Source organism: Pseudomonas sp. 5P_5.1_Bac1 (assembly GCF_025466015.1).
Taxonomy (GTDB): domain Bacteria; phylum Pseudomonadota; class Gammaproteobacteria; order Pseudomonadales; family Pseudomonadaceae; genus Aquipseudomonas.
On sequence record NZ_JANLNX010000117.1, the window covers coordinates 1 to 26,207 of the forward strand.

At 63.4% G+C, this 26,207-nt stretch carries 20 protein-coding genes; 13 read left to right on the plus strand and 7 right to left on the minus strand.

Translation table 11 applies throughout. The annotated features are described in order from the left end of the window. Positions 1 to 50: 50 nt before the first annotated feature. Positions 51 to 263 carry a hypothetical protein gene (locus tag NTD82_RS27590; RefSeq protein ID WP_371864281.1) on the minus strand — a complete coding sequence of 71 codons (213 nt, stop codon included), beginning with the start codon at positions 261 to 263 and terminating at the stop codon, positions 51 to 53. A 275-nt stretch (positions 264 to 538) separates the two neighbouring features. Between NTD82_RS27590 and NTD82_RS27595 the strand changes: the two genes are divergently transcribed. The 5 genes from NTD82_RS27595 (at position 539) to NTD82_RS27615 (ending at position 7,830) form a co-directional block, all read left to right on the plus strand. Beyond that, positions 539 to 1,042 carry a sigma-70 family RNA polymerase sigma factor gene (locus NTD82_RS27595; protein WP_262130998.1) on the plus strand — a complete coding sequence of 168 codons (504 nt, stop codon included), beginning with the start codon at positions 539 to 541 and terminating at the stop codon, positions 1,040 to 1,042. Then, complete coding sequence (locus tag NTD82_RS27600; RefSeq protein WP_262130999.1) at positions 1,042 to 1,995, plus strand: FecR domain-containing protein; 954 nt, start codon at positions 1,042 to 1,044, stop codon at positions 1,993 to 1,995. The genes NTD82_RS27595 and NTD82_RS27600 overlap by 1 nt, the downstream gene beginning before the upstream one ends. Positions 1,996 to 2,090: 95 nt before the next feature. Beyond that, on the plus strand, positions 2,091 to 4,526 hold the full coding sequence (locus NTD82_RS27605) for a TonB-dependent siderophore receptor (RefSeq protein WP_410017094.1): 2,436 nt from the start codon (positions 2,091 to 2,093) through the stop codon (positions 4,524 to 4,526). Between the two features lie 282 nt (positions 4,527 to 4,808). Further along, the gene (gene katG / locus NTD82_RS27610; protein WP_262131001.1) at positions 4,809 to 6,947 is read left to right on the plus strand and encodes a catalase/peroxidase HPI; all 2,139 of its coding nucleotides are present in this window, start codon (positions 4,809 to 4,811) and stop codon (positions 6,945 to 6,947) included. A gap of 139 nt (positions 6,948 to 7,086) precedes the next feature. Then, positions 7,087 to 7,830: a class I SAM-dependent DNA methyltransferase gene (locus NTD82_RS27615; RefSeq protein WP_262131002.1), complete on the plus strand. Its 744-nt coding sequence runs from the start codon at positions 7,087 to 7,089 to the stop codon at positions 7,828 to 7,830. Between the two features lie 139 nt (positions 7,831 to 7,969). Here NTD82_RS27615 and NTD82_RS27620 read toward each other — a convergent pair whose 3' ends face one another. Next, entirely contained in the window at positions 7,970 to 8,527 is a 558-nt protein-coding gene (locus NTD82_RS27620) for a DUF1523 family protein (RefSeq protein WP_262131003.1), read from the minus strand. Between the two features lie 254 nt (positions 8,528 to 8,781). Next, on the minus strand, positions 8,782 to 10,194 hold the full coding sequence (locus NTD82_RS27625) for a purine-cytosine permease family protein (RefSeq protein WP_262131004.1): 1,413 nt from the start codon (positions 10,192 to 10,194) through the stop codon (positions 8,782 to 8,784). Positions 10,195 to 10,465: 271 nt separating this feature from the next. On the opposite strand from NTD82_RS27625, the gene NTD82_RS27630 reads away from it, so the two are divergent. From NTD82_RS27630 to NTD82_RS27640, 3 genes are all read left to right on the plus strand, one after another. Continuing rightward, a complete protein-coding gene (locus NTD82_RS27630) occupies positions 10,466 to 10,975 on the plus strand; it encodes a sigma-70 family RNA polymerase sigma factor (RefSeq protein ID WP_095155341.1) in 510 nt (169 codons plus the stop codon). A gap of 3 nt (positions 10,976 to 10,978) precedes the next feature. Next, positions 10,979 to 11,920: a FecR domain-containing protein gene (locus NTD82_RS27635; RefSeq protein WP_262131005.1), complete on the plus strand. Its 942-nt coding sequence runs from the start codon at positions 10,979 to 10,981 to the stop codon at positions 11,918 to 11,920. 107 nt (positions 11,921 to 12,027) lie between these two features. Beyond that, entirely contained in the window at positions 12,028 to 14,505 is a 2,478-nt protein-coding gene (locus tag NTD82_RS27640) for a TonB-dependent siderophore receptor (RefSeq protein ID WP_262131006.1), read from the plus strand. 132 nt (positions 14,506 to 14,637) lie between these two features. On the opposite strand, the gene NTD82_RS27645 is transcribed toward NTD82_RS27640, so the two are convergent. Genes NTD82_RS27645 through NTD82_RS27655 form a run of 3 tightly spaced genes read right to left on the minus strand, consistent with a single transcriptional unit; the run spans position 14,638 to position 18,440 of the window. Next, positions 14,638 to 15,933 (minus strand): NAD(P)/FAD-dependent oxidoreductase, encoded by a 1,296-nt coding sequence (locus NTD82_RS27645; protein ID WP_262131007.1) that lies wholly within the window; start codon positions 15,931 to 15,933, stop codon positions 14,638 to 14,640. A gap of 14 nt (positions 15,934 to 15,947) precedes the next feature. Then, positions 15,948 to 17,033, minus strand: a complete 1,086-nt coding sequence (locus NTD82_RS27650) for a polyamine ABC transporter substrate-binding protein (protein ID WP_262131008.1) — start codon at positions 17,031 to 17,033, stop codon at positions 15,948 to 15,950. Between the two features lie 48 nt (positions 17,034 to 17,081). Beyond that, on the minus strand, positions 17,082 to 18,440 hold the full coding sequence (locus NTD82_RS27655) for a glutamine synthetase family protein (protein ID WP_262131009.1): 1,359 nt from the start codon (positions 18,438 to 18,440) through the stop codon (positions 17,082 to 17,084). Positions 18,441 to 18,775: 335 nt separating this feature from the next. On the opposite strand from NTD82_RS27655, the gene NTD82_RS27660 reads away from it, so the two are divergent. From NTD82_RS27660 to NTD82_RS27680, 5 genes are all read left to right on the plus strand, one after another. Then, a complete protein-coding gene (locus tag NTD82_RS27660) occupies positions 18,776 to 19,282 on the plus strand; it encodes an RNA polymerase sigma factor (RefSeq protein ID WP_256587713.1) in 507 nt (168 codons plus the stop codon). Between the two features lie 5 nt (positions 19,283 to 19,287). Then, positions 19,288 to 20,205: a FecR family protein gene (locus NTD82_RS27665; RefSeq protein ID WP_262131010.1), complete on the plus strand. Its 918-nt coding sequence runs from the start codon at positions 19,288 to 19,290 to the stop codon at positions 20,203 to 20,205. A gap of 85 nt (positions 20,206 to 20,290) precedes the next feature. Next, positions 20,291 to 22,681, plus strand: a complete 2,391-nt coding sequence (locus NTD82_RS27670; protein ID WP_262131011.1) for a TonB-dependent siderophore receptor — start codon at positions 20,291 to 20,293, stop codon at positions 22,679 to 22,681. Between the two features lie 134 nt (positions 22,682 to 22,815). Continuing rightward, complete coding sequence (locus tag NTD82_RS27675) at positions 22,816 to 24,579, plus strand: glycoside hydrolase family 15 protein (RefSeq protein ID WP_262131190.1); 1,764 nt, start codon at positions 22,816 to 22,818, stop codon at positions 24,577 to 24,579. Between the two features lie 45 nt (positions 24,580 to 24,624). Beyond that, positions 24,625 to 24,816 carry a DUF1737 domain-containing protein gene (locus NTD82_RS27680; protein ID WP_262131012.1) on the plus strand — a complete coding sequence of 64 codons (192 nt, stop codon included), beginning with the start codon at positions 24,625 to 24,627 and terminating at the stop codon, positions 24,814 to 24,816. A 172-nt stretch (positions 24,817 to 24,988) separates the two neighbouring features. On the opposite strand, the gene NTD82_RS27685 is transcribed toward NTD82_RS27680, so the two are convergent. After that, on the minus strand, positions 24,989 to 26,167 hold the full coding sequence (locus tag NTD82_RS27685) for a hypothetical protein (RefSeq protein ID WP_262131013.1): 1,179 nt from the start codon (positions 26,165 to 26,167) through the stop codon (positions 24,989 to 24,991). Positions 26,168 to 26,207: the final 40 nt, after the last annotated feature.

Sequence of the window (26,207 nt, forward strand, 5' to 3'; positions counted from 1 at the left end):
GGCATTTGGAAACTTCAAGGAAGTCGCGGGGCTGAACCCCGCGGGCTGGCTTACACGAAGGCCTGAGGGGCCACGCCGCGCGGCAGGCGGCAGCGGTCGGGACGAGCGGCCAGGCGTACACGCCAGTTGGCCTTGAAGCAGTAAGATGCGGCTTTCGCCTGGGCCATTTGGCGCTGTTTACGCAGTTCCGCCAATGATGGCGCCTTCTTCGCCGGGGCGACGTCGACCTTGGTCAGTGAGCGCTGGCACGATTTGCAATCCACGTCATCTGCGACAGCAGTAGTGCTCAGAGTGTTGCCAACACGGCCACATGCAACGGCCTCGCCGTTTGTTGAGTAATGCATTACCAAAACTGTACATCTCCACACGTATGAACAAAAAGCCGCGTATTTTCGCATAGGTCGACGGTGAGATGCCGCCATCTCCGCCGGTCAACACTCATCTTGTTGCAATTGCCATTACTGCTGGCTTCTCTATAGAATGCGATCAATTCTTAATTACACCCTGCCATTCATGGCGGATGTATTCAGTGGTCTCTATGTCCTCGACCGATCGCGCGCTCAATCTGCATATCGAAACCCTGTACTGCGAACATCACGGATGGCTGCACGGTTGGCTCAATCGCAAGCTGGGCAACACCACTGATGCCGCGGACCTGGCCCACGACACGTTCATCCGCCTGCTGACACGGCAAAGCAAATGCTTCGGCAGCGAGCCCCGCGCATTGCTGACTCATATTGCCAAGGGCCTGGTAATTGATCGGTGGCGACGTCAGGACGTCGAGCGCGCCTACCTCGAAACCATTGCCCACCTGCCCGAGTCCGAAGTCCCGTCGCCGGAAACCCGTTGGCTGATCCTCGAAGCGTTGCATCGCATCGATGCCATGCTCCGCGAGATGCCCAGTCGCGTCCGCCAGACCTTCCTGTTCTCACAGATCGACGGCCTGACATACAACGACATCGCCGAGCAACTCGGCGTCTCACTGATCACCGTCAAACGCGACATGCGCGACGCCTTCCTCGCTTGCCTGAGCGTGGCTTGATGACTCCGTCCATCGACCCGCTGATCCTCGGCGAAGCCGCCGACTGGCTGGTGCAACTGCAGTCCGGCGTCGCCACCGAAGCCGATCATCACGCCATCCAGCTCTGGCGCGATCGCAGCCCGCAACACGCTCAGGCCTGGCAGCGGGCTGAAGCCCTGCTGGGCGATCTGCGCGCCGTACCTGGCAATGTGGCCAGCGACACTTTTCAGCGGCTGAACAACAGCAAGCGAATCGGCCGTCGTCAGGCGCTGCATCGCCTCGGCGTGTTCCTCTTGGCGGGCCCCGCCGTATGGATCGCCTCCCGTGAACTGCCCTGGCAGCAATGGCGCGCCGACCAACGCACCGCCATCGGCGAACAGAAAAGCCTGACCCTGCCCGACGGTACGCAACTACTGATCAACACCGGCAGCGCCTTGAACATTGCCTTCAATGCCCAGGAACGACGGATAAGGCTGTTGGAAGGCGAGATACTGATCAGCACTGCCAAAGACCCATCCCGCACCTTCATGGTCGAGACCCGCCACGGCACTGCCCGCGCCTTGGGCACGCGCTTCAGCGTCCGCGTCGGGGAGCAGCTCAGCCATGTCGCCGTGAGCGAAGGAGCGGTGGAGATGTTGCCGCTTCACGCGCGCCAAGGCCTGATTCTCAAGGCCGGCGAGCAGAGTGCGTTTGGCCTTGACCGCACCGCCGCCGCCGAACCGCTGGACACCGCCGCCCTGACCTGGGAACACGGCATGCTGGTCGCCCGCAACATGCGCCTGGGCGATCTGCTCGCCGAGCTCGGCCGTTATCGCCCCGGCGTACTGCGCTGCCATGAGGCGGTTGCCGCGCTCAGCGTCTCCGGCGCGTTTCCGCTCAAGGACACCGACGCCAGCCTGCGCTTGCTGCAAGACACCCTGCCGATCCGCATCAGCAGCCTGACCCGCTACTGGGTTGCCATCGAACCTGCCTGAGCTGCGAGAAAATTCGCACGCAGGCTGATACCTTTTTCCCGCTCCTTCGGTGTGGAAGTGAACCCTCACTTTTCAGGCGCCGACAGGAGCTCCGAATGACGTCCAGGCCGTTGCAGTCCATCTCCCGAATCAGCTCACCGCGTGTTGCCATGAAGACACTGAGCCTCGCCGTCGCCCTGGCCGTGTTGATGCCGGCCCACAGCGTCATGGCCGCTGATCCCGTGCCGAACAATGGTGCCCGTAGCTACGCCATCGCGCCGGGTCCGCTGGCTGATGTGCTGGCCCAGTTCGCGGCGATGTCCGGCGTGCCGCTGTCGTTCGACGCGAAGATGCTCAATGACCGCCGCAGCCCTGGCTTGCAAGGCAGCTACACCGCGCAGGCCGGCTTTGCGCTGCTGCTTCAGGGCAGCGGCTATACCCTGCAAAGCGTCGGTGACAACGGCTACACACTGGCCCCGCTGTCCAGCGGCGATGTGCTGGAACTGGGCGCGACCAACGTCAATGCCGCCTCGAGCATGACTGGCGACACCTATGCCGGCGGCCAGGTGGCGCGCAGTGCGCGGCTTGGCGTGCTGGGCAACCGTTCGATCAACGACGTGCCTTTCAGCGTCACCAGCTACACCGCCAAGGCCATGGCCGATCAGCAGGCCCGCACCATCGGTGACGTGCTGCTCAACGACGCCTCGGTGCGCCAGTCGGCGGGTTTCGGCAACTTCTCCCAAGTCTTCACCATTCGCGGGCTGCCGCTGCAGAGCGATGACATCGCCTTCAACGGCCTCTATGGCGTGCTGCCACGACAAATCATCAATACCGAAGCGGTGGAGCGGGTTGAACTGTTCAAGGGCCCCAACGCCTTCCTCAACGGCGTCGCACCGCAGGGCAGCGGCATTGGCGGCAGCGTCAACCTGGTGCCCAAGCGCGCCGAGGACACCCCGACCCGCAGCGTCACCCTCGATTACACCAGCGACACCCAGGTCGGCGGCCACCTCGACCTCGGCCAGCGCTTCGGCGAAGACAACCGCTTCGGTGCGCGGATCAACCTCGCCCAACGCGGCGGCGACACCGCGATTGACGATGAAAGCAAACGCACCTCGCTGATCGCTGTTGGCCTGGATTACCGCGGCGAGCGCCTGCGCCTGTCGACCGATTTCGGCTATCAGAAACAGCGCATCAACAACGGCCGCTCGGTGGTCTACCCCAACGGCACCAAGGTCCCGGACGCACCGTCGGCCAAAGACAACTACGCCCAGGACTGGACCTGGTCGGAGCTGGAAGACACCTACGGCATGCTCAACGGCGAGTACGACCTCAACGACAACTGGACCGCCTACGCCGGTATCGGTGCCAAGCACACCCGGGAGAATGGCGAGTATTCCTCGCTTTATGTCGGCAACGACGGCAGTGCGCGTACGGGCTTTCTTTATTCGCCCCATGACGAAGACAACAAAAGCGCGGTGGCCGGCCTCAATGGTCGCTTCAACACCGGTGCGGTCAGCCATCAGATGAACTTCGGCCTGTCCGGCATGTGGGGCGAGCAGCGTTCGTCCTTCGAGGCGATCCTGGCTGCAAATCGCCAGCCCGGAAATCTCTACAACCCGATCCAGATTCCCCGCCCGACCAACACCTACTTCGGCAGCGATATCCATGACCCACGCATCGTCGGGAAAAATCGCATCAAAAGTATCGCCCTGTCCGACACCCTTGGTTTTATAGATGACCGTGTTCTGCTGACCCTCGGTGTACGTCGCCAAACCATCGAAGTTGACGCCTGGGCGACCAGTAGCGGTGCGCGCAACGCCAATTATGAAGAGTCCATCACCACGCCGGTCTATGGCGTCGTGATCAAGCCCTGGGAGCATGTGTCGTTCTACGCCAATCGCATCGAAGGACTGGCCCAAGGCCCGACGGCGCCGTCCACAGTCAGCAACCGCGACGAGGTCTTCCCGCCCAAGCGCAGCAAACAAACCGAAGCCGGCGTGAAGCTCGACTGGGATAGCTACGGTGCCACCTTCGGCGTGTACCGCATCGAGCAACCGAACAATGCCACGACGAATAACGTATTCAGCGTCGATGGTGAGCAAATCAACCAGGGTGTCGAGCTGAACCTGTTCGGCGAACCGGTGGATGGCCTGCGGGTGCTGGCCGGTGCGACCTGGATGGACACCGAACAGAAGAAAACCTCCAACGGCGCCACCGACGGCAACCGCGCTGCGGGCGTGCCGCGCTTCCAGTTCAACGTCGGCGCGGACTGGGATGTGCCAGGCGTTGAAGGGGCGGCGGTCAGTGGTCGCCTGTTGCGTACAGGCGGAGAGTACGTCAACGCCACCAACACGCTGAACATCCCGGCCTGGACCCGCGTCGACCTGGGCGCACGGTATGGTTTCAAGGCGGACGACAAGTACATCACCCTGCGCGCCAATGTCGAGAACGTGGCGAACAAGGCGTATTGGGCTTCGGCGTCGACGGCGAACAATTACCTGACCCAGGGTGAACCGCGGACGTTGAAATTGTCGGCCACAGTCGATTTCTGATTGACGCTCGATCCGTGAGCCGCTCATCAAGCCGGGGCTGTGGAGCAGTCCCGGTGTCTCTGCTTTACTTTCTCCCCGCAGCCACCACCGCCCGTCGACGATTCGTCATACGGAATGGAACTTAATGATCGACGGATATTTCCTTTATGTCGCCAAGAAGTAAATGACTATCGATTCAATAAAATTCATAAATTTGTTTCATCGGTGGTGCCGTTTTAGTCTTGCTCTATCGTCGGTCGCAACACAGAGGGCCGGTCTGCTGAGGAAAAAGGAGAAAGCAGCATGTCGAACCAAGGTAAGTGCCCGTTCCACAATACATCCGGTGGCGGCACCAGCAATCGTGACTGGTGGCCCAATCAACTGCGTGTAGAGCTGCTTAGCCAGCATTCGGACCGTTCGAACCCGCTCGGGGAGAACTTCAACTATCGCGAAGAATTCAAAAAGATCGATTACTCCGCGCTCAAGGCCGACTTGAAGGCGCTGCTGACCGATTCCCAGGACTGGTGGCCGGCTGACTGGGGCAGCTACGGCGGCTTGTTCATTCGCATGGCCTGGCACAGCGCCGGCACCTACCGCACGGTGGACGGCCGTGGTGGTGCGGGCCGTGGCCAGCAACGCTTCGCGCCGCTGAACTCGTGGCCCGACAACGTCAGCCTGGACAAAGCGCGTCGTCTGCTGTGGCCGATCAAGCAAAAGTACGGACAGAAAATTTCCTGGGCCGACCTGATGATCCTCGCCGGCAACGTGGCGCTGGAGTCCTCGGGCTTCCGCACCTTCGGTTTCGGCGCGGGCCGCGAGGACGTGTGGGAACCGGACCTGGACGTCAACTGGGGCGACGAGAAGGCTTGGCTGACCCACCGTGACCCGGAAACCCTGGCCAAGAGCCCGCTCTCGGCCACCGAAATGGGCCTGATCTACGTCAACCCGGAAGGCCCCAACGCCAGCGGCGACCCCGCTTCGGCAGCCGCCGCGATCCGCGCTACTTTCGGCAACATGGCGATGGATGACGAGGAAATCGTCGCGCTGATCGCTGGCGGTCACACCCTCGGCAAGACCCACGGTGCCAGTGCCGCCACCCACGTTGGTGTCGACCCGGAAGCCGGTGGCATCGAAGCCCAGGGCCTGGGCTGGGCCAGCACCTATGAAAGCGGTGTCGGCGCCCACGCCATCACCTCCGGCCTGGAAGTGATCTGGTCACAGACCCCGACCCAGTGGAGCAACAACTTCTTCGAAAACCTGTTCAAGTTCGAGTGGGTGCAGACCCGCAGCCCGGCAGGCGCCATTCAGTTCGAAGCGGTGGACGCGCCGGAGATCATGCCCGACCCGTTCGACCCGTCGAAAAAACGCAAGCCAACCATGTTGGTGACCGACCTGACCTTGCGTTTCGACCCCGGCTTCGAAGCGATCTCGCGACGTTTCCTCAACGATCCTCAAGCGTTCAGCAATGCCTTCGCCCGCGCCTGGTTCAAGCTGACCCACCGCGACATGGGCCCGAAAGCCCGCTACCTCGGCCCGGAAGTGCCGAACGAAGACCTGATCTGGCAAGACCCGCTGCCGGCCGCGTTGTACAACCCAAGCGCCGACGATATCGCCGACCTCAAGTCGCGGATCGCCGAATCGGGACTGTCGGTCAGCGAACTGGTTTCGGTGGCCTGGGCCTCGGCTTCGACCTTCCGTGGCGGCGACAAGCGCGGCGGTGCCAACGGTGCGCGCCTGGCATTGGCGCCACAGAAGGACTGGGCGGTCAACGAAATCGCGGTCGGCACCCTGGAGCGCCTGAAGGCGGTGCAGCAGGCGGCCAACAAGGCATCGCTGGCTGACGTGATCGTCCTCGCGGGTGTGGTCGGTATCGAACAGGCGACCAAGGCTGCCGGCGTGAACGTGCATGTACCGTTCGCTCCGGGCCGGGTCGATGCGCGTCAGGACCAGGTGGATATCGAGTCCTTCGAATACCTCGAGCCGCTGGCCGATGGCTTCCGCAACTACCGCAACACTGACAGCCCGGCCAGCACCGAGTCGTTGCTGATCGACCGCGCGCAGTTGCTGACCCTGACCGCGCCGGAACTGACCGCACTGGTCGGTGGCCTGCGGGTTCTGGGCGCCAACTACGATGGCAGCCAGCACGGCGTCTTCACCCATCGCGTCGGCGAGTTGAGCAACGACTTCTTCGTCAACCTGCTGGACATGGGCACTCAGTGGAAAGCCGTGGGCGATTCCACCGAACTGTTCGAAGGTCGCGACCGCAAGACTGGCGAAGTGAAATACACCGCCACCCGTAACGACCTGGTGTTCGGCTCCAACGCCATTCTGCGGGCCTACGCCGAGGTGTATGCCAGCAGCGACGCCAAGGAGAAGTTCGTCAAAGACTTCGTCGCCGCCTGGACCAAGGTGATGAACCTGGACCGTTTCGACCTCGCCTGAGGCAGAGCGGCGCCTGTCGCGAGGCAGGTGATCTGTTGACGTGATGAAGGCCCGGTGAAGTTCTGCTTCACCGGGCTTTTTTTGCATTCGCTTCGGCTACAATGCCGCCCCCTCGACCCCCTTCACATCCCAGGTTTCCATGTCCGGCAACGCTCTCTATACCGACCTGTCGGGCTACTACGACCTGATGTGCGCCAGCATCGACTACCGCGCGCAAAGCCATAGCGTCCACCGCCTGCAGCAGCTCTTCGGCAATGGCGGCATACGGCACCTGGACCTTGCCTGCGGCACCGGCCCTCATGTTCGTCACTTCATCGATGCCGGTTACCAGAGCGCCGGGCTCGACATCAATCAGCCCATGCTCGACCGGGCTGCATTGCGATGCCCTGAGGCGCAGTTTGCACTGGGGGACATGTGTGGTTTCAGCGTGGCCGAGCCGGTGGACCTGATCACCTGTTTTCTCTACTCCGTCCACTACAGCGGCGGTATCGAACGGCTCAAAGCCTGCATCGCCAGCGTGCATGCGGCGCTGGCGGCGGGTGGCGTGTTCTGCTTCAACGCCGTGGACAAGCAGCGGATCGACAACGGCTCGTTCGTCTCCCACACCGACACACTCGATGAGGCCCGGTTCGCGTTTCGTTCAGCCTGGCATTACGAAGGGGAGGGCGAGCGGCAGTCGCTGAGATTGAGCATCGAGCGGACGCTGGCGGGGGAAACCGAGGTCTGGCATGACGAACACCCGATGGTGGCGGTGAGCTTCGACGAACTGCGGGCGCTGTTGGAGTCGTACTTCGAGGTGCATGTGCTGGAGCATGATTACGACAAGCTGGTGCCGTGGGATCAGGCCTCGGGGAATGCGCTGTTTGCGTGTGTGAAGATCTGACTCTGCCGAGGCCGGTTTCGGACGATAGCCAAGGCTGAGCCCTGGCTATCGGTGCCAATGGAGCTGGGGGCTATCGCTTACTGCTTTTTATAACCCACCAGCCACATGTTGGTATCTACGCCAGCCTCACATACGCTGGTTACCGCGATGAGTCACTCGGGACCATGGGCGCGCGCTTAAGCCGGAGCCGTCGCCGGATCACAAGGCCGACGGTGACAGCTACGATCAGCAGCACGCTGAAGAAGATAGTGTTGAAAACCGGGAAGGGCTCCGAGCGACTGGTGGTTGCCTTGAGGTCAGTGATGTTCGGGAACATTGAAAAGATCTGGAAGCGCCACCCGTAGTAGCGAATCACCGCTAGCTGGCTCTGATCACGGGAATAGTCCTGGGCCTTGGCCTGCAGATCAGCGCTGTCGAACTTGAAGTACCAAGGGAACCCCCAGCCAGTGTCTTCATTGCGGTAGACGACGACTTCACGATCAGCGTCCGACGATACCGTGTTGATGAAGTACACGTCCCGGGTAGGGCCATCTGCAGGATTTTCTGCATTGATGACACCATCTGCGTCCATCCTTTTCACTTCGACACCGGTGATGTGCACCACCTTGTGGCGTGGGAGATAGTGGTGAAAGCACAGCGCAGCGACTGTTACCAATATCAGGCAGAGAACGGCAATGGAACGTTTGACCCAGGGCATTGAGTGATCACTCTCGAGAAACGGAGGAATATGAGGGTAATGCCATCTGTTTGCGCAGGATGGTTGTTACAGAATGCGTCAACGCAATGCGTAAACGCCAGCCAGTCAGTCAAGAAGCAGGTGACCTTTTCAGGGCCGCCTTCGCGGGTACGTATTGTACTTGTAGGAGCGAGCTTGCTCGCGAAGGCCACCCCACAAAAAACACCCGCCCTCCATCACAGAGAGCGGGTGCTTTTACCACCTGACGACCTGACTCAAACCCCGGCCGCCAGCTTCGCGCTCACCTGCCGCCGCCGGTACGCGCTGTCGCGGTTCGCCAGCCAGTAGTAGAGCGGCGAAGTCACCACCAACCCCACCAGCCACGACAGATCAGCCCCGTTGATATGCGCAGACACAGGCCCGACGTAGAGCGGCGTGTTCATGAACGGAATCTGCACCGCGATACCGATCGCATAGGCCAGCAGCGCCTGCGGGTTGTAGCGCCCATAGATGCCGCCGTCGACCTTGAAGATCGACTGAATGTCGTAGTCACCTTTGTGGATCGCGTAGAAGTCGATCAGGTTGATCGCGGTCCACGGCACCAGGACCACCAGCAGCACCAGCACCATGTCGACGAAGTGGCCGATGAAGTCTTTCGAGGCGAACACCGCGACGATGCTGCAACCGAGCAACACGATCACCGACAGCACCGCCCGGCTCTTGGCGGTGGGGATCCAGCGCCAGGCGAAGGTCTGCACCAGGGTTATCAGTGACAGCACCGCGCCATACAGGTTGAGGGCGTTGTGGCTGATCACGCTGAGCAGGAACAGCACCAGCATCAGCGGGCCGATGGCGCCGGTGGCGAGTTTGACCGCATCCATGGTGTCCATGCCCGCCGGAGTCGCGAGCACGGCCACCGCGCCGAATACGAACGACAGGCTCGAGCCCAGCGCCGAACCCAGATAGGTGGTCCAGAACGTCGCCGCCACCGGCACGTCGGCCGGCAGGTAGCGCGAGTAGTCCGATACATAGGGCGCGAAGGCGATTTGCCAGAGCGCAGCCAGCGACACCGTCGCCAGCCAGCCGGAGAGGTTGAAGCCGCCGCGGGTGAGGAAATCGTCGGTCTGGATGTGGGTGAGGATGTAGCCGAAGCCCAGCACGATGCCGATCCCCAGCACCCAGGTGCCGATGCGGTTGAGCACGTGGATGAAGCGGTAGCCGATGATGCCGATGATCCCCGAACCGAGGGCGCCGATGACGATGCCCACCGGCACCGGCACGCTGTCCACCACGCCATGCAGTGATTTGCCGGCGAGGACGATGTTGGAGGCGAAGAAGCCGATGTACATCACCCCGGCGATCACTACGACAAGCAGGGCGCCGAGGGAACCGAACTGGGCGCGGCTCTGGATCATCTGCGGAATGCCCATCTGCGGGCCCTGCGCCGAGTGCAAGGCCATCAGCACGCCGCCGACCAGGTGGCCGACAAGGATGGCGACGATGCCCCAGACCAGATTGAGGTGGAACAACTGGACCCCGAGGGCCCCGGTGACGATCGGCAGCGGCGCGATGTTGCCGCCGAACCAGAGGGTGAACAGATCCCGGACCTTTCCATGGCGATCTTCGGGCGGCACGTAGCCGATCGTGTGTTTTTCGATAAGCGGTGCGGGTGACGCTGCGTTGGTCATGACGGACTCCAAGGCAAGGATGAGTACGCTGCGGTACTTCGGTTGGCATCGGCGAGGCCGGTGCCTTTTCTTGTTGGAGCGGATCTTGAGCGGTGCCGGGCGCGGGATAAATTAGTAAATATGTGCTCTCAGGCCTTAAAAAAACTGGGGTAGCGCGTCGGGTGAGGGCGACCGGTCGACGCAAGCGAGGAATGACACCAGGGTTGCCAAGGGTAATATTATTCCTGTTAAATGAGATTCATTACCACTTGTTACCGCCTGGTTTCCTGCCATGTCTTCCGTCGACCTCTCGCTGCAAAAAGCCGTGCACTCGCTGTACGAGGATCATCATTCCTGGCTGTGCGGCTGGCTGCGCAACCGGCTGGGCTGTGTCGACCACGCGGCGGACCTGGCCCAGGACACCTTCATGCGCGTGCTCACCTTGCGCAAGGCCGCCGACCTGCGCGAGCCGCGGGCGTACCTGAGTACGGTGGCGCGCAGCCTGATGATCGACATGTTCCGTCGTCGTGCGCTGGAGCAGGCGTACCTTGATGCCCTGGCGGCGCGCCCGGAACCGGTGGATATTTCGCCGGAAACCCGCCTGCAGATCATCGAGACGCTGATGGACATCGACCGTCTGCTCGACGGCCTCGGCGCCCGCACCCGCGAAATCTTCCTGATGGCCCAGCTCGACGGCCTGAGCTACGTCGAGATCGCCCGGCGCCAGGACCTCTCGGTGACCACGGTGAAGAAACACGCCGTGCGCGCCCTGACTCATTGCCTGCTGCTGGTGGAGGAGTAGGCCATGGCCGCTGTGCTGGAGCGCAACATCCTCGAAGCCGCCGCCCACTGGTATGTGGAGTTGCGCTGCGAGCCGGACGCGGCGACCCGCGCCGCACACCAGCACTGGCTGCTCAGCGACCCGCTGCATCAGCAGGCGTGGGAACGGCTGGGACGCCTGCAAGGCAAGTTCGAGCAGGTTTCGCCGCAACTGGCCCGGACCACGTTGGCCGGGGCCAGGGCGAGACGTCGCGAGGTGCTCAAAGTCCTGTCGATCCTGCTGGCGGCGGGAGGGGCGGGCAGCCTGGCCTGGCGCAGCACGCCGATGCAGACGTTGCTGGCCGACCAACGCACCGGCACGGGCGAACGCCGCTCGCTACGTCTGGACGACGGCAGCCAGTTGCAGCTCAACACCGCCAGTGCCGTGGACATCCGCTACAGCGCGCAACTGCGTCAGGTGAACCTGCTGGACGGCGAAATTCTCATCGAAACTGCTCGAGATACGCTGTCGCGGCCTTTCGTCGTGCACACCGCGCAGGGCAGCGTGCGCGCGTTGGGCACGCGCTTCATCGTCCGCCGCGAGGGCGAGCGCACGCGGGTCTGTGTGCTGGAGCACGCGGTGGAAGTGCGTTGCGCCGATGCGCAGGTCGCGGTGCGGGTGGAGGCGGGTCAGCAACTCAGCTTCAGCGCCGCGCAGATGGGTGATCTGCAACCGGCGCCATCCCAGGTCGACGCCTGGACCCGCGGCATGCTGGTGGCCAACGACTGGCGGTTGGGCGACTTCATCACCGAGTTGCAGCGCTATCGACCGGGGCATCTGGGCTGCACCGAGGCGATTGGCGACTTGCGCATTTCCGGGGCCTTCCACCTGGCGGACACCGATATCGTCCTCGATAACCTGACCACCACCTTGCCGGTGCGTATCCGCCGTTTCAGCCGGTTCTGGACGCGGGTCGAGGCGGCCTGAGAATTATTTTCACTCAGGGGGTTATCGATTCTCATCCAGCTTCGACTTGTAGGTAGAGGCGCCACAGAGACGCCGTTCATCACTGCCACAGGGCGAAAGGAAACCGCATGTCCCGTTCCACTGACCGCACTTCCGCTGCACCGAAAACTTCCGCGCTGAGCCGGGCCATTCATGGCGCGCTGCTGGGCGCCGCATTGGCCACACCAGCGGTGATGCTGGTGGGCGTCGCGCCGGCCATGGCTGAAAGCCGCACCGAAGCCGCCTTCGATATTCCGGCCGGATCGCTGGACGCCGCGCTGACTCAATTTGCCGCCACCGCTGGCATCACCGTGTCTTTCGATCCGGCTCATGCTCGCGGGCTGAAATCGCCGGGCCTGCGCGGCCGCTACGACGTCGACGCCGGCCTGCGCCAGTTGCTGGCGGGCAGTCGTCTGCAAGTGGTGCGCCAGGCCAACGGCAGCTATTCGCTGTTGCCGGCGGTCAGCGACGGTTCCCTGCAACTGGACAGCACCAGCATCAACAGCACTGCGGTCGAGTCGGCCTGGGGCCCGGTGGACGGCTATGTCGCCACCCGCAGCGCCACCGCCACCAAGACCGACACGCCGATCCTGGAAATCCCCCAGGCGATCAACGTGGTCACCGCCGAGCAGGTGCAGAACCAGGGCGCGCGCAACCTGACCCAGGCCCTGCGCTACACCCCGGGCCTGAGCACCGGCGGCTTCACTGACCGCAACGCGATCGCCGACGAAATCACCAGCCGTGGCTTCGCGCCGACCCCGCTGTACTTCGACGGCGCCTATGTGCCGTATGCCGGTAGCCTGGGCGGCGCGCCGCAGATCGATCCGTACACCCTGGAGCGCATCGAAGTGCTCAAGGGCCCGTCCTCGGTGCTGTTCGGCCAGAACCAGCCGGGTGGCCTGATCAACCTGGTGTCCAAGCGCCCGACCCGCGAAGCGCGCAATCAGATCAAGCTCGGTGCCGGCAGCTACAACCGGGTCAACGGTGCCTTCGACAGCAGCGGTCCGCTGGACGAGCAGGGCGCCTTCAGCTATCGGCTGATCGGCCTGAGCAGCAAGGGCAACGACCAGGTCGACCACACTCATGCTGAACGCCTGCTGCTGGCGCCCAGCCTGACCTGGACGCCGAATGACAGCACCTCGCTGACACTGCTGGCGCAGGTCCAGCGCGATGACGGTCTGGCCGACTACCAGTCGCTGCCGCGCATCGGCTCCCTTGATCGCGGCCCGAATGGCGAGCGCATCGACCGCAATTTCTTCTCTGGCGACTCGCACTACAACGACTACAAACGCAACCAGTACATCGCTGGCTATGACTTCAGCCACGCCTTCAGCGACGACCTGAGCTTCCGCTCCACCGCCCGCTACACCGACGTGCGCGACCGCTACAAAGGCTTCTACCTGCGCAGTTTCGTCACCGACGCCAACAACGTGACCGACTACACCCAGGCCAATCGGGTCAAGCTCGACTGGCGCCAGCACAACATCGCCTACACGGTCGATAACAACCTGGAGTACAAGTTCGCCACCGGTGCCTTGCAGCACACCACCCTGACCGGCGTCGACTACCGTCACTTCACCCGCCAGTACGATGGCTACAACGCCTACAACGTGTTGCCGGTGAACCTCTACGGCAAGAACAACTTCGACAGCTCCAGCGTCACCCCGGTGCTCGACACCCAGTGGGACAACACCGTGCGCCAGACCGGCCTGTACTTCCAGGACCAGATCCGCCTCGACCAGTGGATCCTCACTGTCGGCGGTCGCCAGGACTGGGCCGAGATCGACAACAAGGACCTGCTGGCCCACTCCATCGCCTCGCAGCGTGACAACAAATTCACCGGGCGTGTCGGCCTGACCTACGTCACCGAGTTTGGCCTGGCGCCTTATGTCAGCTACTCGCAATCCTTCCTGCCAACCATCGGCACCGCCGCGCCGGAGCGGGGTGGCAAAGCCTTCGAACCGACCGAGGGCGAGCAGTACGAAGTGGGGCTGAAATACCAGCCGCTGGAGAAGACCCTGATCACCGCGTCGGTGTTCCAGGTCAAGCAGAAGAACGTGCTCACGGGCGACACCGAATACCCGCAGTACCAGGCGCAAAGCGGCGAAGTGCGTTCACGCGGGGTGGAGCTGGAAGTGAAATCCAGCATCGACAACATCGACGTGCTGGCGGCGGCGACCTACATCGACTCGTTCTACACCAAGAGCACCTACGGCGATCAAGGCAACCGCAACGAGTCCCAGGCGCCGGTGTCGGCCAGCCTGTGGGCGGATTACCACTTCACCGGCGTTGGCGTCGACGGCCTGACCGTGGGCGCGGGTGCGCGTTACACCGGGCGCAAGCCGGGCGATTCGGCGAACTCCTTCGACGTGCCGGCGTGGGTCGTGTATGACGCCACCGTGCGCTACGACCTGAGCCGCTTCGACCCGAGCCTGCGCGGTTTGCAGGCCAGCCTGAACGTGCAGAACCTGTTTGACCGGGAGTATGTGTCGGACTGCAACTACTCGTTCGGCTGCTACTACGGGCAGGAGCGAGTGGCTTCGGTGCAGATGACGTATGACTGGTGATTGAAAGGGAAGACGCAGTGAGGGGGGCTGTGGTCGCGTGAGGTGCCTGCCTCCCTCTCTTCATCGACCTCAGGATCGATCACCGCGCAGGCGATATTCGATCTTGAGGGCGCTTCAATTGCCAACCCGCAGTTAGCCCATCACCTCCCGCATCCGATACCAGAGCATCCCCAACGCCAACAATGGCGACCTCAACAGTTTCCCGCCCGGAAACGTCAGGTGCGGCACCGCGCTGAACACATCCAGCCCGGTGCTTTGCCCCACGGAAATCCCTTCCGCCAGCAACTTCGCCGTCCAGTGGGTGACGTTCAGTCCATGCCCGGAATAGCCCTGGGCAAAGTACACATTCGGGTGCTGGCTCAGCCTTCCAACCTGCGGGAAGCGGTTGGCGGTGATGCCGATCATCCCGCCCCACTGGTAGTCGATGCGCACGTCAACCAGTTGCGGAAACACCTTGAGCATCTTCGGCCGCATGTAGGCGCTGATGTCTTTCGGGTCGGAACCGGAGTAGTGGCAGGCACCGCCGAACAGCAGGCGGCGGTCGGCGGTCAGGCGGTAGTAATCCAGCCCGACTTTCTGGTCGCACAGCGCCAGGTTGCGCGGGATCAACTGCGCTGCTACTGCTTCCGGCAACGGCTCGGTGACGATGACGTAGCTGCCCGCCGGCAGCACCTTGCCGCTCAGCTTCGGTTCCAGTTCGTCCAGGTGCGCGTTGCAGCCGAGCACCAGGCTGTCCGCCCGTACCCGGCCGCGGGCGCAATGCACCGTGACCTGGCTGCCATGCTCGATGCGCAGCACCGGGCTCTGTTCGAAGACCTGAACCCCGAGCTGGCTCGCCGCCCGGGCTTCGCCGGTGACCAGGTCCAGCGGGTGCAGGTGCCCGGAGCCCATATCGATCAGGCCCCCGGCGTAGCAGTCGCTGGCCACCACCTCGTGCATGCGCCCGGGTTCTACCAGTTCGATGGGATGGGCATAACCCGACGTGCGCAAGGCCTTCTGTTCATCGACCATCGCGGCGAACTGCGCCGGGGTGTTGGCCAGCTCGCAGAAGCCCCAGCGCAGGTCGCAATCGATGGCGAATTCGGCGATGCGCTCCGCCACCAGGGTGACCGAGTCTTCGCCGGCGCGTTGCAGGTAACGCACACCGTCTTCGCCGACGTACCTGGCGAAGCCGCTGACGTCATGGCCGATACCGCGGATCAACTGGCCGCCGTTGCGCCCGCTGGCGCCCCAGCCGATGCGCCGGCCTTCCAGCAGCACCACCGAATGACCGCGCAGCGCCAGTTCCAGCGCGGTGTTGACGCCGGTCAGGCCGCCGCCGATCACACACACGTCGGCGCGAATTTCGCCATCCAGCGTCGGGTAGGTGTGGCGGTCGCGCGCGGTGGCGGCGTAGTACGACGCGGCATGTTCGCCGGTTCGATTCATCACGGTGTCCCGGCTCATTGGTTGAACTTGACCTTGCTCCAGCTACGGGTCATCAGCCGCATGATCTTCGGCGATGGCGCATTGGAGATGTACAGCTTGTCGAGCACGGCCTGCGGCGGATAGACCTCGGGATTGTTCAGTGTCTCGGGGTCGATGAAGGCCTTGGAGTCGACGTTGGCATTGGGGTAGCCGACGTAGTCGCTGACCTCGGCGATGACCTTGGGCTCAAGCACGTAGTTGATGAACGCGTGGGCCTGGTCGGGGTTTTTCGCGTCGGCGGGAATCGCGATCAGGTCGAACCACAGGTTGCTGCCTTCCTTGGGAATGCTGTACGCGATCTGGATGCCGTTCTTCGCTTCCTTGGCCCGGTTGGCGGCCTGCAGCACGTCGCCGGAGAAGCCGAACGCCGCGCAGATATTGCCGTTGGCCAGGTCCGAGATGTACTTGGACGAATGGAAATAGGTCACGTAGGGGCGCAGCTCCAGCAGGCGTTTTTCGGCCTTGGCGTAGTCGGCCGCGTTGGTGCTGTTGGGATCCAGACCCAAGTAGTTGAGGATCGACGGGATCAGTTCGTCAGCGGAGTCCATGAAGGCCACGCCGCACTTCTGCAGCTTCTTCAGGTTCTCCGGTTCATACAGGACAGACCAGGAGTCGATATGGTCGACGCCGAGCACTTCCTTGACCTTCTCGACGTTGTAGCCGATGCCGTTGGTGCCCCACAGATAGGGCACCGAATGCCGGTTGCCGGGATCGTTCTGCTCCAGCAGCTTGAGCAGGGCCGGGTCCATGTGCTTCCAGTTGGGCAGCTTGCTACGGTCCAGCTCCAGGAACACCCCGGCGTCGACCTGACGGGTGAGGAAGTGGTTGGAGGGCACGACCACGTCATAGCCGGTCTTGCCCGCCAGCAACTTGCCTTCCAGGGTCTCGTTGGAGTCGAACACGTCGTACACCGGCTTGATTCCGGTGCTGCTCTGGAAACCGGTCAGCGTGTCGGGCGCGATGTAGTCGGTCCAGTTGTAGATGCTCACGCTCGGCTGCGCCTGGGCAGCCAGCGGCAGCGCCAGCAAGGCGAAGGGCACAAGGCGTTTCAACAGTTTCATAGCGGCTCCTGTCCATCCTGTTTTTGTTTTCGACGGCGCGTGGTCGGGTCAGACGCTCAGCAGCAGGAATTCCCGTTCCCACGAGCTGATCACGCGCTTGAAGTTCTCGTGCTCGGTGCGCTTGACCGCGACGTAACCCTGGACGAACTTGCGCCCGAGATATTGCTCCAGCACCTGGCACTCTTCCATGGCCGCCAGCGCGTCCTCGATGGTGACCGGCAGGCGCAGGCTGCGGCGCTCGTAGGCGCGGCCCTGGACCGGCGCGCTCGGCTCGATCCGCTCGACCATGCCGAGATAGCCGCACAGCAGGCTGGCGGCGATGGCCAGGTACGGGTTGGCGTCGGCGCCGGGCAGGCGGTTTTCCACGCGCATGGCTTCAGGCGAGGAGGGCGGCACACGCAGGCCGGCGGTGCGGTTCTCTTCGCCCCACTCGACGTTGACCGGCGCCGAAGTGTCCGGCAGGAAGCGGCGGAACGAGTTCACGTTCGGCGCGAACATCGGCAGCACCTTGGGAATGTACTTCTGCAGGCCGCCGATGTAGTGCAGGAACAGCTCGCTCATCGAGCCGTCGTCATTGACGAAGATATTGCGGCCCGATTCGCTGTCCACCACGCTTTGGTGGATATGCATGGCGCTGCCCGGCTCGTCGGTGATCGGCTTGGCCATGAAGGTCGCCGCCACGTTGTGCTTGAGCGCCGCCTCGCGCATGGTGCGCTTGAACACGGTGATCTGGTCGGCCAGCGACAGCGCGTCGCCGTGGCGGAAGTTGATCTCCATCTGCGCCGGGCCGTCTTCGTGGATCAGCGTGTCGAGGTCCAGGCCCTGGGCCTCGCACCAGTCGTAGACGTCCTCGAACAGCGGGTCGAATTCGTTGGCGGCATCGATCGAGAAGCTCTGCCGCCCGCTTTCCGGGCGCCCGGAACGACCGATCGGTGCCTCCAGCGGGAAGTCCGGGTCGCTGCTGCGCTTGGTCAGGTAGAACTCCATTTCCGGCGCGACGATCGGCGTCCAGCCCTTGTCCTTGTAGAGCTGCAGCACGCGCTTGAGCACGTTGCGCGGCGACAGCTCGACCGGGTTGCCCTGCTTGTCGTAGGTGTCGTGAATCACCATCGCGGTGGGCTCGATGGCCCAGGGCACCAGAAACACCGCGTCGGCATCGGGGCGGCAGAACATGTCGATATCCGCCTCGTCCAGCAGGCTGTAGTAGATATCGTCATCGACGAAATCGCCGGTGACCGTCTGCAGCAGCACGCTTTCCGGGAGGCGCATGCCGCCTTCGCCGAGGAACTTGTTGGTGGGGGAAATCTTGCCGCGGGCGATGCCGGTGAGGTCACTGACAATGCATTCGACTTCGGTGATCTGGTGTTGCTTCAGCCAGGTGGCCAGCTGATGCGCGGGGGTGTTCATGCAAACCTCTAGCGGGTAGTTGTTTAGGCACTCGAAGGCAGGCGACCGAGTGGGTGGTCGGTGCCGACGGGGCTAGTGTTCGCTGGAGGCGGGGGGCGGTTCTATCCGTTTTGTGCAGGAATGCGGGTGCCGGCACCAGACGGTAGTTGCCTGTCTTCGTGAGCAAGCTCGCTCCTACCGGGTGAGGGGGAGCCTTGTAGGAGCGAGCTTGCTCGCGAAGTGCCGCGACATCACGCCACCGCCCAGAAAGAAAAACGCCGCCGACGAAGAGATTGAATTTGCGAATGGTTCTCGATAAAGTCTGCGCCCTCGCACCGCAGTGACAATGGGCCGCCATGTCGAGCATGACCACCGAAGAACTGGAGCGGGCCTTCAAGGCGCATGCGCGTGAGTTGCGGGTGTTTCTTTATCGGCAACTGCAAAGCACCGAGACCGCCGCCGACCTCGCCCAGGAAACCTACCTGCGCATGCTCAGCCAGCGACCACGCAAGCCGGTGGACAATCTGCGCGCCTTCATTTTCCGCATCGGCCGCAATCTGGTCATCGACCACGTGCGCAGCCGGGCGTCCCGCGAGCGTCACGACCAGGGCCTGGCCTATCTCTTCGAAGTCACCGGCGAAAGCCCCGAACTCATCGACACGGTCGCCGCCAGCCAGGAGCTGGAAGCGCTGAATGCGGCCTGGCAGCGCATGGACGAACCGGCGAAAAGCATCTTCCTGATGTGCCGGCTGCAGGGCATGGCGCACAAGGACGTCGCCCGCGAGCTGGGCGTTTCCCTGAGCACGGTGGAGAAAAGCCTCGCCGGTGCGCTGGACTTTTTGCGCCGAAGTCTTCAGCGTTGACCGCCATGTCCGATAGCCACGATCCCCACCACCAACTGCACGCCACTGCCCATGCCTGGGTGGTGCGCCTGACTTCGGGCGACGCCAGCCCGGCCGATGTCGATGCCGCCCGCGCCTGGTGCCAGGAACACCCGGAGCACCAGCAGGCGTTTGTCGAGGCCCGGCGGCTGTGGCAGCTCGCGGGGCAGGTCGAAGTTGCGGTCGAGCGACCCCGGTCACCGCGAATTTGGCACTGGGCAACGGCGGCAGTGCTGGTGATCGGCGTGAGCCTCGGCCTGGCCCGGCAGCAGGCCTGGGATGCCGACTACCGCACCGCCCGCGGTGAACAGCAGCGCATCACCCTGGCCGACGGTTCGCGGATCTTCCTCGACGCCGATTCGGCGCTTGATGTCACCCTGCGCGATGACCGCCGTGAGATCGTCCTGCGCAGAGGCGAAGCGATGTTCGAGGTTGCCCACGATCCACAACGGCCGTTCCGTGTCGCCGCCGGTGACTTGAGTGCCACGGCGCTGGGCACGGTCTACGCGGTGCGCAAGCAGGACAACGGCGTGCAGGTCACCGTCGCCCAGGGGCGGGTGGCGGTGCAGGGCAACGCCGCGGCCGTCACCCTGGCGGGCGGCGAACAGGTCACCTGGCAGGGCGGGGCGCTGTTGGCGAAGCAGCCGGTCGATACCGCCAAGGCCCTGGCCTGGCAGCATGGCCGGCTGGTGTTCGACATGACCCCGCTGGAGGACGTGCTCGCCGAATTGCAGCGCTACCGCCCCGGCTACCTGCTGATCGGCGACGACAGCCTGCGCGGATTGCGGGTCAGCGGCACCTTCCGCGTCGACCGCCTCGATGACGCCCTGACCACCCTGGAACAGGCGTTCCCCATGACTATCAAGCGCTACACCGACTATGTGCTGGTGATGCAGCCACGCTGAAGTGAAAATTTTTTACGGGTCTGCGCGCGTCACCCGTCTTCCTTGGCGAAAACGATAATACGTTGCATTCGCTAGGGAGATTTACATGCGTCACGTCACCACCGGTATCCGTCCACTCGTCGTCGCCTTGCGCCGCGCCACGCTGCTGATGGGCCTGTTGCCCGCGCTGGCGTGGGCCGAGCCGGTTGCTTTCGATATTCCCGCGCAGTCGCTGGGTTCGGCGCTCAATCAACTGGCCGAGCAGAGCGGTTTGCAGGTGATTTACAACGGCGAGCTGGTGCAGGGCCTGAGCAGCCCGGCGGTGCGCGGCAGTCAGGAACCGGAGGCGGCGTTGCAGCGTTTGCTGCAGGGCAGCGGGCTGATCTGGCACGCCACCGGCGCTGGCAGCGTCATGCTGGAAAAAGCCGCGGTGCAAGAGGATGCCGTGCAACTCGGCGCCACGTCCGTGACCGGCGCGGTGGCGGGGAGTGTCACCGAGGGCAGCACCTCGTATGCCACCCGTGGCCCGACCACCACCGCGACGCGGCTGAACATGACCCAGCGTGAAACCCCGCAGTCGGTGACCGTGGTCACCCGCCAGCGCATGGACGACCAGAACATGAAAGACCTGGACGACGTGCTGCAAAACACCACCGGCGTGATCGTCATCAAGAACGGCGGCGAGCGCTCGCTGTACCAGGCCCGCGGCCAGTTGGTGGACAGCCTGCAGATCGACGGCGTGCCCACCAACGTCGGTAACGCCTATTCGATGGACGCCATCTCCAAACCGGCCACCGACATCTACGACCGTGTCGAAGTGGTGCGCGGCGCCACAGGTCTGACCGAAGGCGCGGGCACGCCATCGGCGGCGATCAACCTGGTGCGCAAGCGGCCGACCGCCGAACCCCAGGCGCTGGTGGAAACCTCGGTGGGCTCGTGGGACAACTACCGCACCCTGGTCGATCTGTCGTCGGCGCTGAACGAGCAGGGCACACTGCGCGGGCGCACGGTCATCAGCTACAACGACGCCAACAGCTACATGGACAACGTGAAAAAAGAAAACCAGTTGTTCTACGGCATCGTCGAAATGGACCTGTCGGCGAGCACCATGGCGACTCTGGGTTTCTCCTACCAGAAGGACCGCAACTCCGGTTATGACTGGTCGGCCCTGCCAACGGCCAAGGACGGCGCCTTCTACCCGCTGTCGCGCTCGACCAACCTCACCGGCAAGTGGAACAAGCTGAACAAGAACAACACCACCTTCTTCGCCGACATCCAGCACAGCTTCGACAACGACTGGAAACTGATCGTCGCCGCCAACCACATCAAGGCCAAGTCGGACTTTCTCGGCAACTACACCTGGCGCGTCAGCGGCGACCGCTTCAGCCTCAACCCGCGGCATTTCTTCTATGACGACACCCAGACCAGCGTCGACGGCTATGCCACCGGCCCGTTCGAGCTGCTGGGCCGGCGCCATGAACTGGTGCTGGGCGCCAACGTGCGCAAGGACGATTTCGACTACCACGGCGGCCGCGATGCCGGTTACGGCTATCAGTTCGACATGAACGACCTGTCCGGCTTCAACCCGCCCAAGCCGACCGGGCTCAACGCCAACATGTGGAAGTACAACATCACCCAGGAGCAATCCGGAGTCTACGGCGCGGCGCGCTTCAGCCTGACCGACAGCACGAAGTTCATCGTCGGCAGCCGGGTCAGTTGGTTCAAGACCGAGAACATGACCAACACCACCGGCATCCCGCGCAACACCGAGTACGCGAAAAACCGCGAGATCACGCCGTACGCCGGCCTGGTCCAGGAACTGAGCGACAACTTGTCCGCCTACGCCAGCTACACGGAAATCTTCAAGCCGCAGGCGAACCTGGACGCCAGCGGCTCGATCCTCGACCCCATGACCGGCAGCAACTACGAGCTGGGGCTCAAGGGCGAGTTCTACGACAAGCGCCTGAATGCCAGCGTCGCGCTGTTCCAGGCCGACCAGACCGGCCGCGCCGAATACCTGCTGCCGTGCAACTGCTACGAGCCTTCCGAGAAAGTCCGCAATCGCGGCGTGGAGCTGGAGGTGAACGGCGCGTTGACCGAGGAATGGAACCTGTCGGCGGGCTATACCTACGTGCAGTCCAAGTACATCGGCGGCGAACAGAAGGGCGAGGATTACTCGTCGCTGGCGCCACGGCACCTGTTCAAGATCGCCACCGACTATCGCCTGCCGGGTGTGCTGAACAAGGCGCGGGTGGGCGGCAGCGTGTACGCCCAGAGCAAGATCACCAACCGCGAGGCCAATTACCAGATCCAGCAGCGCGGCTATGCCCTGACCAGCCTGCACGCGATCTACGAGCTGAACGAGCACCTGGAGTTGCAGTACAACCTGGATAACGTCTTCGACAAGAAGTACATCCAGACCATCGGCAACGACAACTACTGGAACTTCTACGGCGAGCCACGCAATTTCAACGTGGCGTTGCGGGCGAAGTTCTGAGGCGCGATCCAGGCGAACTTGCCGGCGGCTCCACCGGTCCGAAGGAAACACCCCCACTTCGGAGCGACCCCGTGGAAGACCGCGTGATACAAGGCATCCAGCATGGCGAACCGCAACGCGACGCCGGTGGCTGGCTGCCGCTTGAAGGCTATGCGGCGCTCGGCGACGGGCGCTCGGTGGCGCTGGTGGGCTGGGACGGTTCGATCGACTGGTGGTGCGTGCCGCACATGGACTCGCCGCCGTTGTTCGACCGCCTGCTGGCGCCGCAGCATGGCGGCTATTTCGCGATCACGCCGAAGCAGGCGTACCGCGTCGAGCGCCGTTACCTGCCGGGCAGCAACGTGCTGGAAACCCTGTTCATCACCGACAGTGGCCGTGTGCGCCTGGTCGAGTCGCTCAACAGCGGCCCGGCCGGGCGCTTGCCCTGGGGTGAGCTGGGGCGGCGTCTGGAGGGTGTGGAAGGGCACGTCGACTTCACCGTGAAGATCGACTTCGGCACCCAGGCCGACACCGTCTCGCCGTTTCTCGCCCCGACCGGCAACGGCTGCGTGTTTCACGCCGGGCATATCCTCGGCATGTTCATCTACAGCGAGCAATTGCAGATCCAGCGCAAGGACGACCTTGGCGTGCGCGCCGAGGTGCGCGTGGCGGCCGGCGAAAAGGTGGTCATGGCCATCGTCAGCGGGCGCGATGAACCGCTGGTGGTGCCGAGCCTGGAACTGATCGACGCGCGTATCGACGGTTCGCACCGCGAGTGGCTGCAATGGAGCGAATGCCTGAGCTATGACGGCCCGTACCAGACCCTGGTAGTGCGTAGCGCCCTGGCGCTGAAGTTGCTGCTGTCCTCGCCGACCGGGGCGATCATGGCCGCGGCCACCACCTCGCTGCCCGAGCGCATCGGCGGCACCAAGAACTACGACTACCGTTTCGCCTGGGTGCGGGACGCCGGTTACATCATCGAGGCCTTCCTCACCATGGGCGCCCAGCCGGAAGCCAAGGCGGCGCTGACCTGGCTGCTGCACCGCCTGAGCGAACACGGCGTGCGGGTGTTCTACACGCTGCAAGGCGAGGTGGGCGAGGGCGCCCGTGCGTTGCCGTTGCCCGGCTACAAATACTCGCCGCCGGTGGTCGGCAACAATGCCACCGGGCAAATCCAGCACGGCATCTACGGCGATATCTTCGAGACGGTGCGCAGTTTCATCGCCTGCGGCAACGTCCTCGATGCCCGCAGTGCGAGGCTGCTTTGCGGCATCGCCGACCAATGCGCCGACACCTGGCGCCAGCCTGACTCAGGTATCTGGGAACTGCCGGAAATTCGCCATTACACCACCTCGAAAATCAGTTGCTGGCAGGCGCTCAACCACGCGGTGGAACTGGCCGACCACGGCCACCTGCCCACCACGTGCCGCGATCGCTGGGACCGCGAGCGCCAGCGTATCCACGCCTGGATCGAAGCCCATTGCTGGAGCGAAACGCTGCAGGGCTACCAGTTCTATCCGGACAGCGAGCGGCTGGACGCCTCGATCGCCCTCGCGGTGCGCTTCAGCTACCCCGAGCGGGAACGCCTGCGCAGCACCTTGGAGGCGGTGCAGCGGGAACTCGGCCGTGGCGCTTTTCACTACCGCTACAGCCAGGTCGAACTGGAGGAAGGCTGCTTCCTCGCCTGTACCTTCTGGATGATCGAAGCCTGGGCGTTGCTCGGCCAGCAAGCGCGGGCCGAAGACGGGTTCGACAAAGCGGTGGATGGCCTGGGGCGCGGCGTGGGGATTTATTCCGAGATGGTCGATCCCGACAGCGGCCAGTACTTGGGCAACCTGCCGCAGGGGCTGACGCATTTGTCGCTGATACGGGCGGCGCGGGCGATTGGCGGGGAAGGCGATCACCGGGGAAATAGCTGAATGCTATGATCGCGGGCCTGATCCACTGGCCCGCAAGGAAGACCCATGAACTCGACTCCACCTAATGGCCTGCCGGTCTATCGCCTGATCACCGGCCGCGACGATTCCGCGTTTTGCCAGCGCATTTCCGAAATGCTTGCGCTGGGTTATGCGTTGCATGGCTCGCCCAGCATCACCTTCGATGCGAGCAAGCATCATGTGATCGCGGCTCAGGCGGTGGTGTGGCCGGGGCGGTAGTTGGGGTTATGAGATCGGATGAGCACGGCATGTGTCGGTCTTGGTTGATCCGGCGCTTCGCGAGCAAGCTCGCTCCTACAGGTCACTGAACCGGCGAATGCCCCTGTAGGAGCGAGCTTGCTCGCGATGCGCCAAAATAGAGCATGTGTTTGGCAGCTCCGCTCCAGCGCTTCTAGAAGTAGTAACCAATATTCACGTAAATCTGGTTCTCCCACTGATCACTACCGCCAGCGCCCAGGCTCTGCGCATAGCTGCTGCCACCAATGTAGGGATCGTTCTTGCCGATCAGCCATTCGGTGGCGATCCACAATTTGCTCAGTGAGAACGACGAGCCAAGAATCAGCCGCTCGGAGGTGTCGAAGCCCGAGGCTGATTTGTCGAAGGCGCTGTAGTTGGCGTACAGCTTGATCCCGCTGAGCTGGTCGAACAGGTATTTGCCGTCGACGTCGTAGCTGAGGTCGGCAACGTAGAAGTTGCCGCGGCTGGCGACGTTGAACGTGCCGTCGTAGCCGCCGAAGGTGACCACTTCATCGGTGCCTTCATTACGCGGTGACATCTGTTGCCGCGCCGCCATCAACTGCACGCCCCACGGGCCGTTCTTGCCCAGGTAGTGCACCGCCACGGCATTGCGCCGGCCGTCGTCGCCGGTGTCGTTGTTCTTCAGCGTGGAAGTCATGCCCGACACACCGACCTCGGATTTCCAGTCGCCCAGCTGCACGGCCTTGGCCAGGCGCAGCACTGCGGTGTTGCGCTCGCGGTTGTCGCTGCCGTCCTCGACGTAGCTGTCGGCCGAGGACACCACGGTGGAGTAGGTGCGGCCATTGCTGGTGCCTTTGCCTTGCCAGGCCGGGCGCAGGTAGTAGCCGGCCTGGATATTCCAGTCGCCGACCTGCTGAATGTACTTGGCGCCGATCTGCTCGACATCCTCCAGGCCGATGACGTTGCCCAGGGTTTCGAAGAAGGTGCTGCCGAAGTACGGCTGCAGGCCGAACGGAATCTGGTTGAGGCCGACCTGGATCTGCTGGTCCGGGTTGAAGCGATAGCCGACCCAGGCGGTTTCGGCGAACGCCACGTCGCCGACATTGTTGGTGTACTTGTACGGGTAAGCGCGCCCGTAGAAGCGGTACTTGGCGGCGCCGATCCAGGTGTCGGAGGTGTATTTGGCAGTGAGGAAGGCAGTGTCGAAGTTGAACTTCTGGATGTCGCGGTCCGGGTCGTAGTCCCAACGGGCGCGTACGGCACCACCGAGGTCGAGGTGGTCGGTGACCTGCACCGCCATGGCCGGGACGGCGAGGCTGGACAAGGCGGCAAGACAAACGGACTGCAAGCGCAGGGAAGCGGTGAAGGGCATGTGGCGGCTCTCGTTTATTGTTATGTGAGACGCGCGCAGT

What these genes read in the sequence shown, in the direction of transcription:
- NTD82_RS27595 (WP_262130998.1), top strand. Translation starts at nt 539, where the DNA reads ATGTCCTCGACCGATCGCGCGCTCAATCTGCATATCGAAACCCTGTAC.
- NTD82_RS27600 (WP_262130999.1), top strand. Translation starts at nt 1,042, where the DNA reads ATGACTCCGTCCATCGACCCGCTGATCCTCGGCGAAGCCGCCGACTGG.
- NTD82_RS27605 (WP_410017094.1), top strand. Translation starts at nt 2,091, where the DNA reads ATGACGTCCAGGCCGTTGCAGTCCATCTCCCGAATCAGCTCACCGCGT.
- katG (WP_262131001.1), top strand. Translation starts at nt 4,809, where the DNA reads ATGTCGAACCAAGGTAAGTGCCCGTTCCACAATACATCCGGTGGCGGC.
- NTD82_RS27615 (WP_262131002.1), top strand. Translation starts at nt 7,087, where the DNA reads ATGTCCGGCAACGCTCTCTATACCGACCTGTCGGGCTACTACGACCTG.
- NTD82_RS27620 (WP_262131003.1), bottom strand. Translation starts at nt 8,527, where the DNA reads ATGCCCTGGGTCAAACGTTCCATTGCCGTTCTCTGCCTGATATTGGTA.
- NTD82_RS27625 (WP_262131004.1), bottom strand. Translation starts at nt 10,194, where the DNA reads ATGACCAACGCAGCGTCACCCGCACCGCTTATCGAAAAACACACGATC.
- NTD82_RS27630 (WP_095155341.1), top strand. Translation starts at nt 10,466, where the DNA reads ATGTCTTCCGTCGACCTCTCGCTGCAAAAAGCCGTGCACTCGCTGTAC.
- NTD82_RS27635 (WP_262131005.1), top strand. Translation starts at nt 10,979, where the DNA reads ATGGCCGCTGTGCTGGAGCGCAACATCCTCGAAGCCGCCGCCCACTGG.
- NTD82_RS27640 (WP_262131006.1), top strand. Translation starts at nt 12,028, where the DNA reads ATGTCCCGTTCCACTGACCGCACTTCCGCTGCACCGAAAACTTCCGCG.
- NTD82_RS27645 (WP_262131007.1), bottom strand. Translation starts at nt 15,933, where the DNA reads ATGAATCGAACCGGCGAACATGCCGCGTCGTACTACGCCGCCACCGCG.
- NTD82_RS27650 (WP_262131008.1), bottom strand. Translation starts at nt 17,033, where the DNA reads ATGAAACTGTTGAAACGCCTTGTGCCCTTCGCCTTGCTGGCGCTGCCG.
- NTD82_RS27655 (WP_262131009.1), bottom strand. Translation starts at nt 18,440, where the DNA reads ATGAACACCCCCGCGCATCAGCTGGCCACCTGGCTGAAGCAACACCAG.
- NTD82_RS27660 (WP_256587713.1), top strand. Translation starts at nt 18,776, where the DNA reads ATGTCGAGCATGACCACCGAAGAACTGGAGCGGGCCTTCAAGGCGCAT.
- NTD82_RS27665 (WP_262131010.1), top strand. Translation starts at nt 19,288, where the DNA reads ATGTCCGATAGCCACGATCCCCACCACCAACTGCACGCCACTGCCCAT.
- NTD82_RS27670 (WP_262131011.1), top strand. Translation starts at nt 20,291, where the DNA reads ATGCGTCACGTCACCACCGGTATCCGTCCACTCGTCGTCGCCTTGCGC.
- NTD82_RS27680 (WP_262131012.1), top strand. Translation starts at nt 24,625, where the DNA reads ATGAACTCGACTCCACCTAATGGCCTGCCGGTCTATCGCCTGATCACC.
- NTD82_RS27685 (WP_262131013.1), bottom strand. Translation starts at nt 26,167, where the DNA reads ATGCCCTTCACCGCTTCCCTGCGCTTGCAGTCCGTTTGTCTTGCCGCC.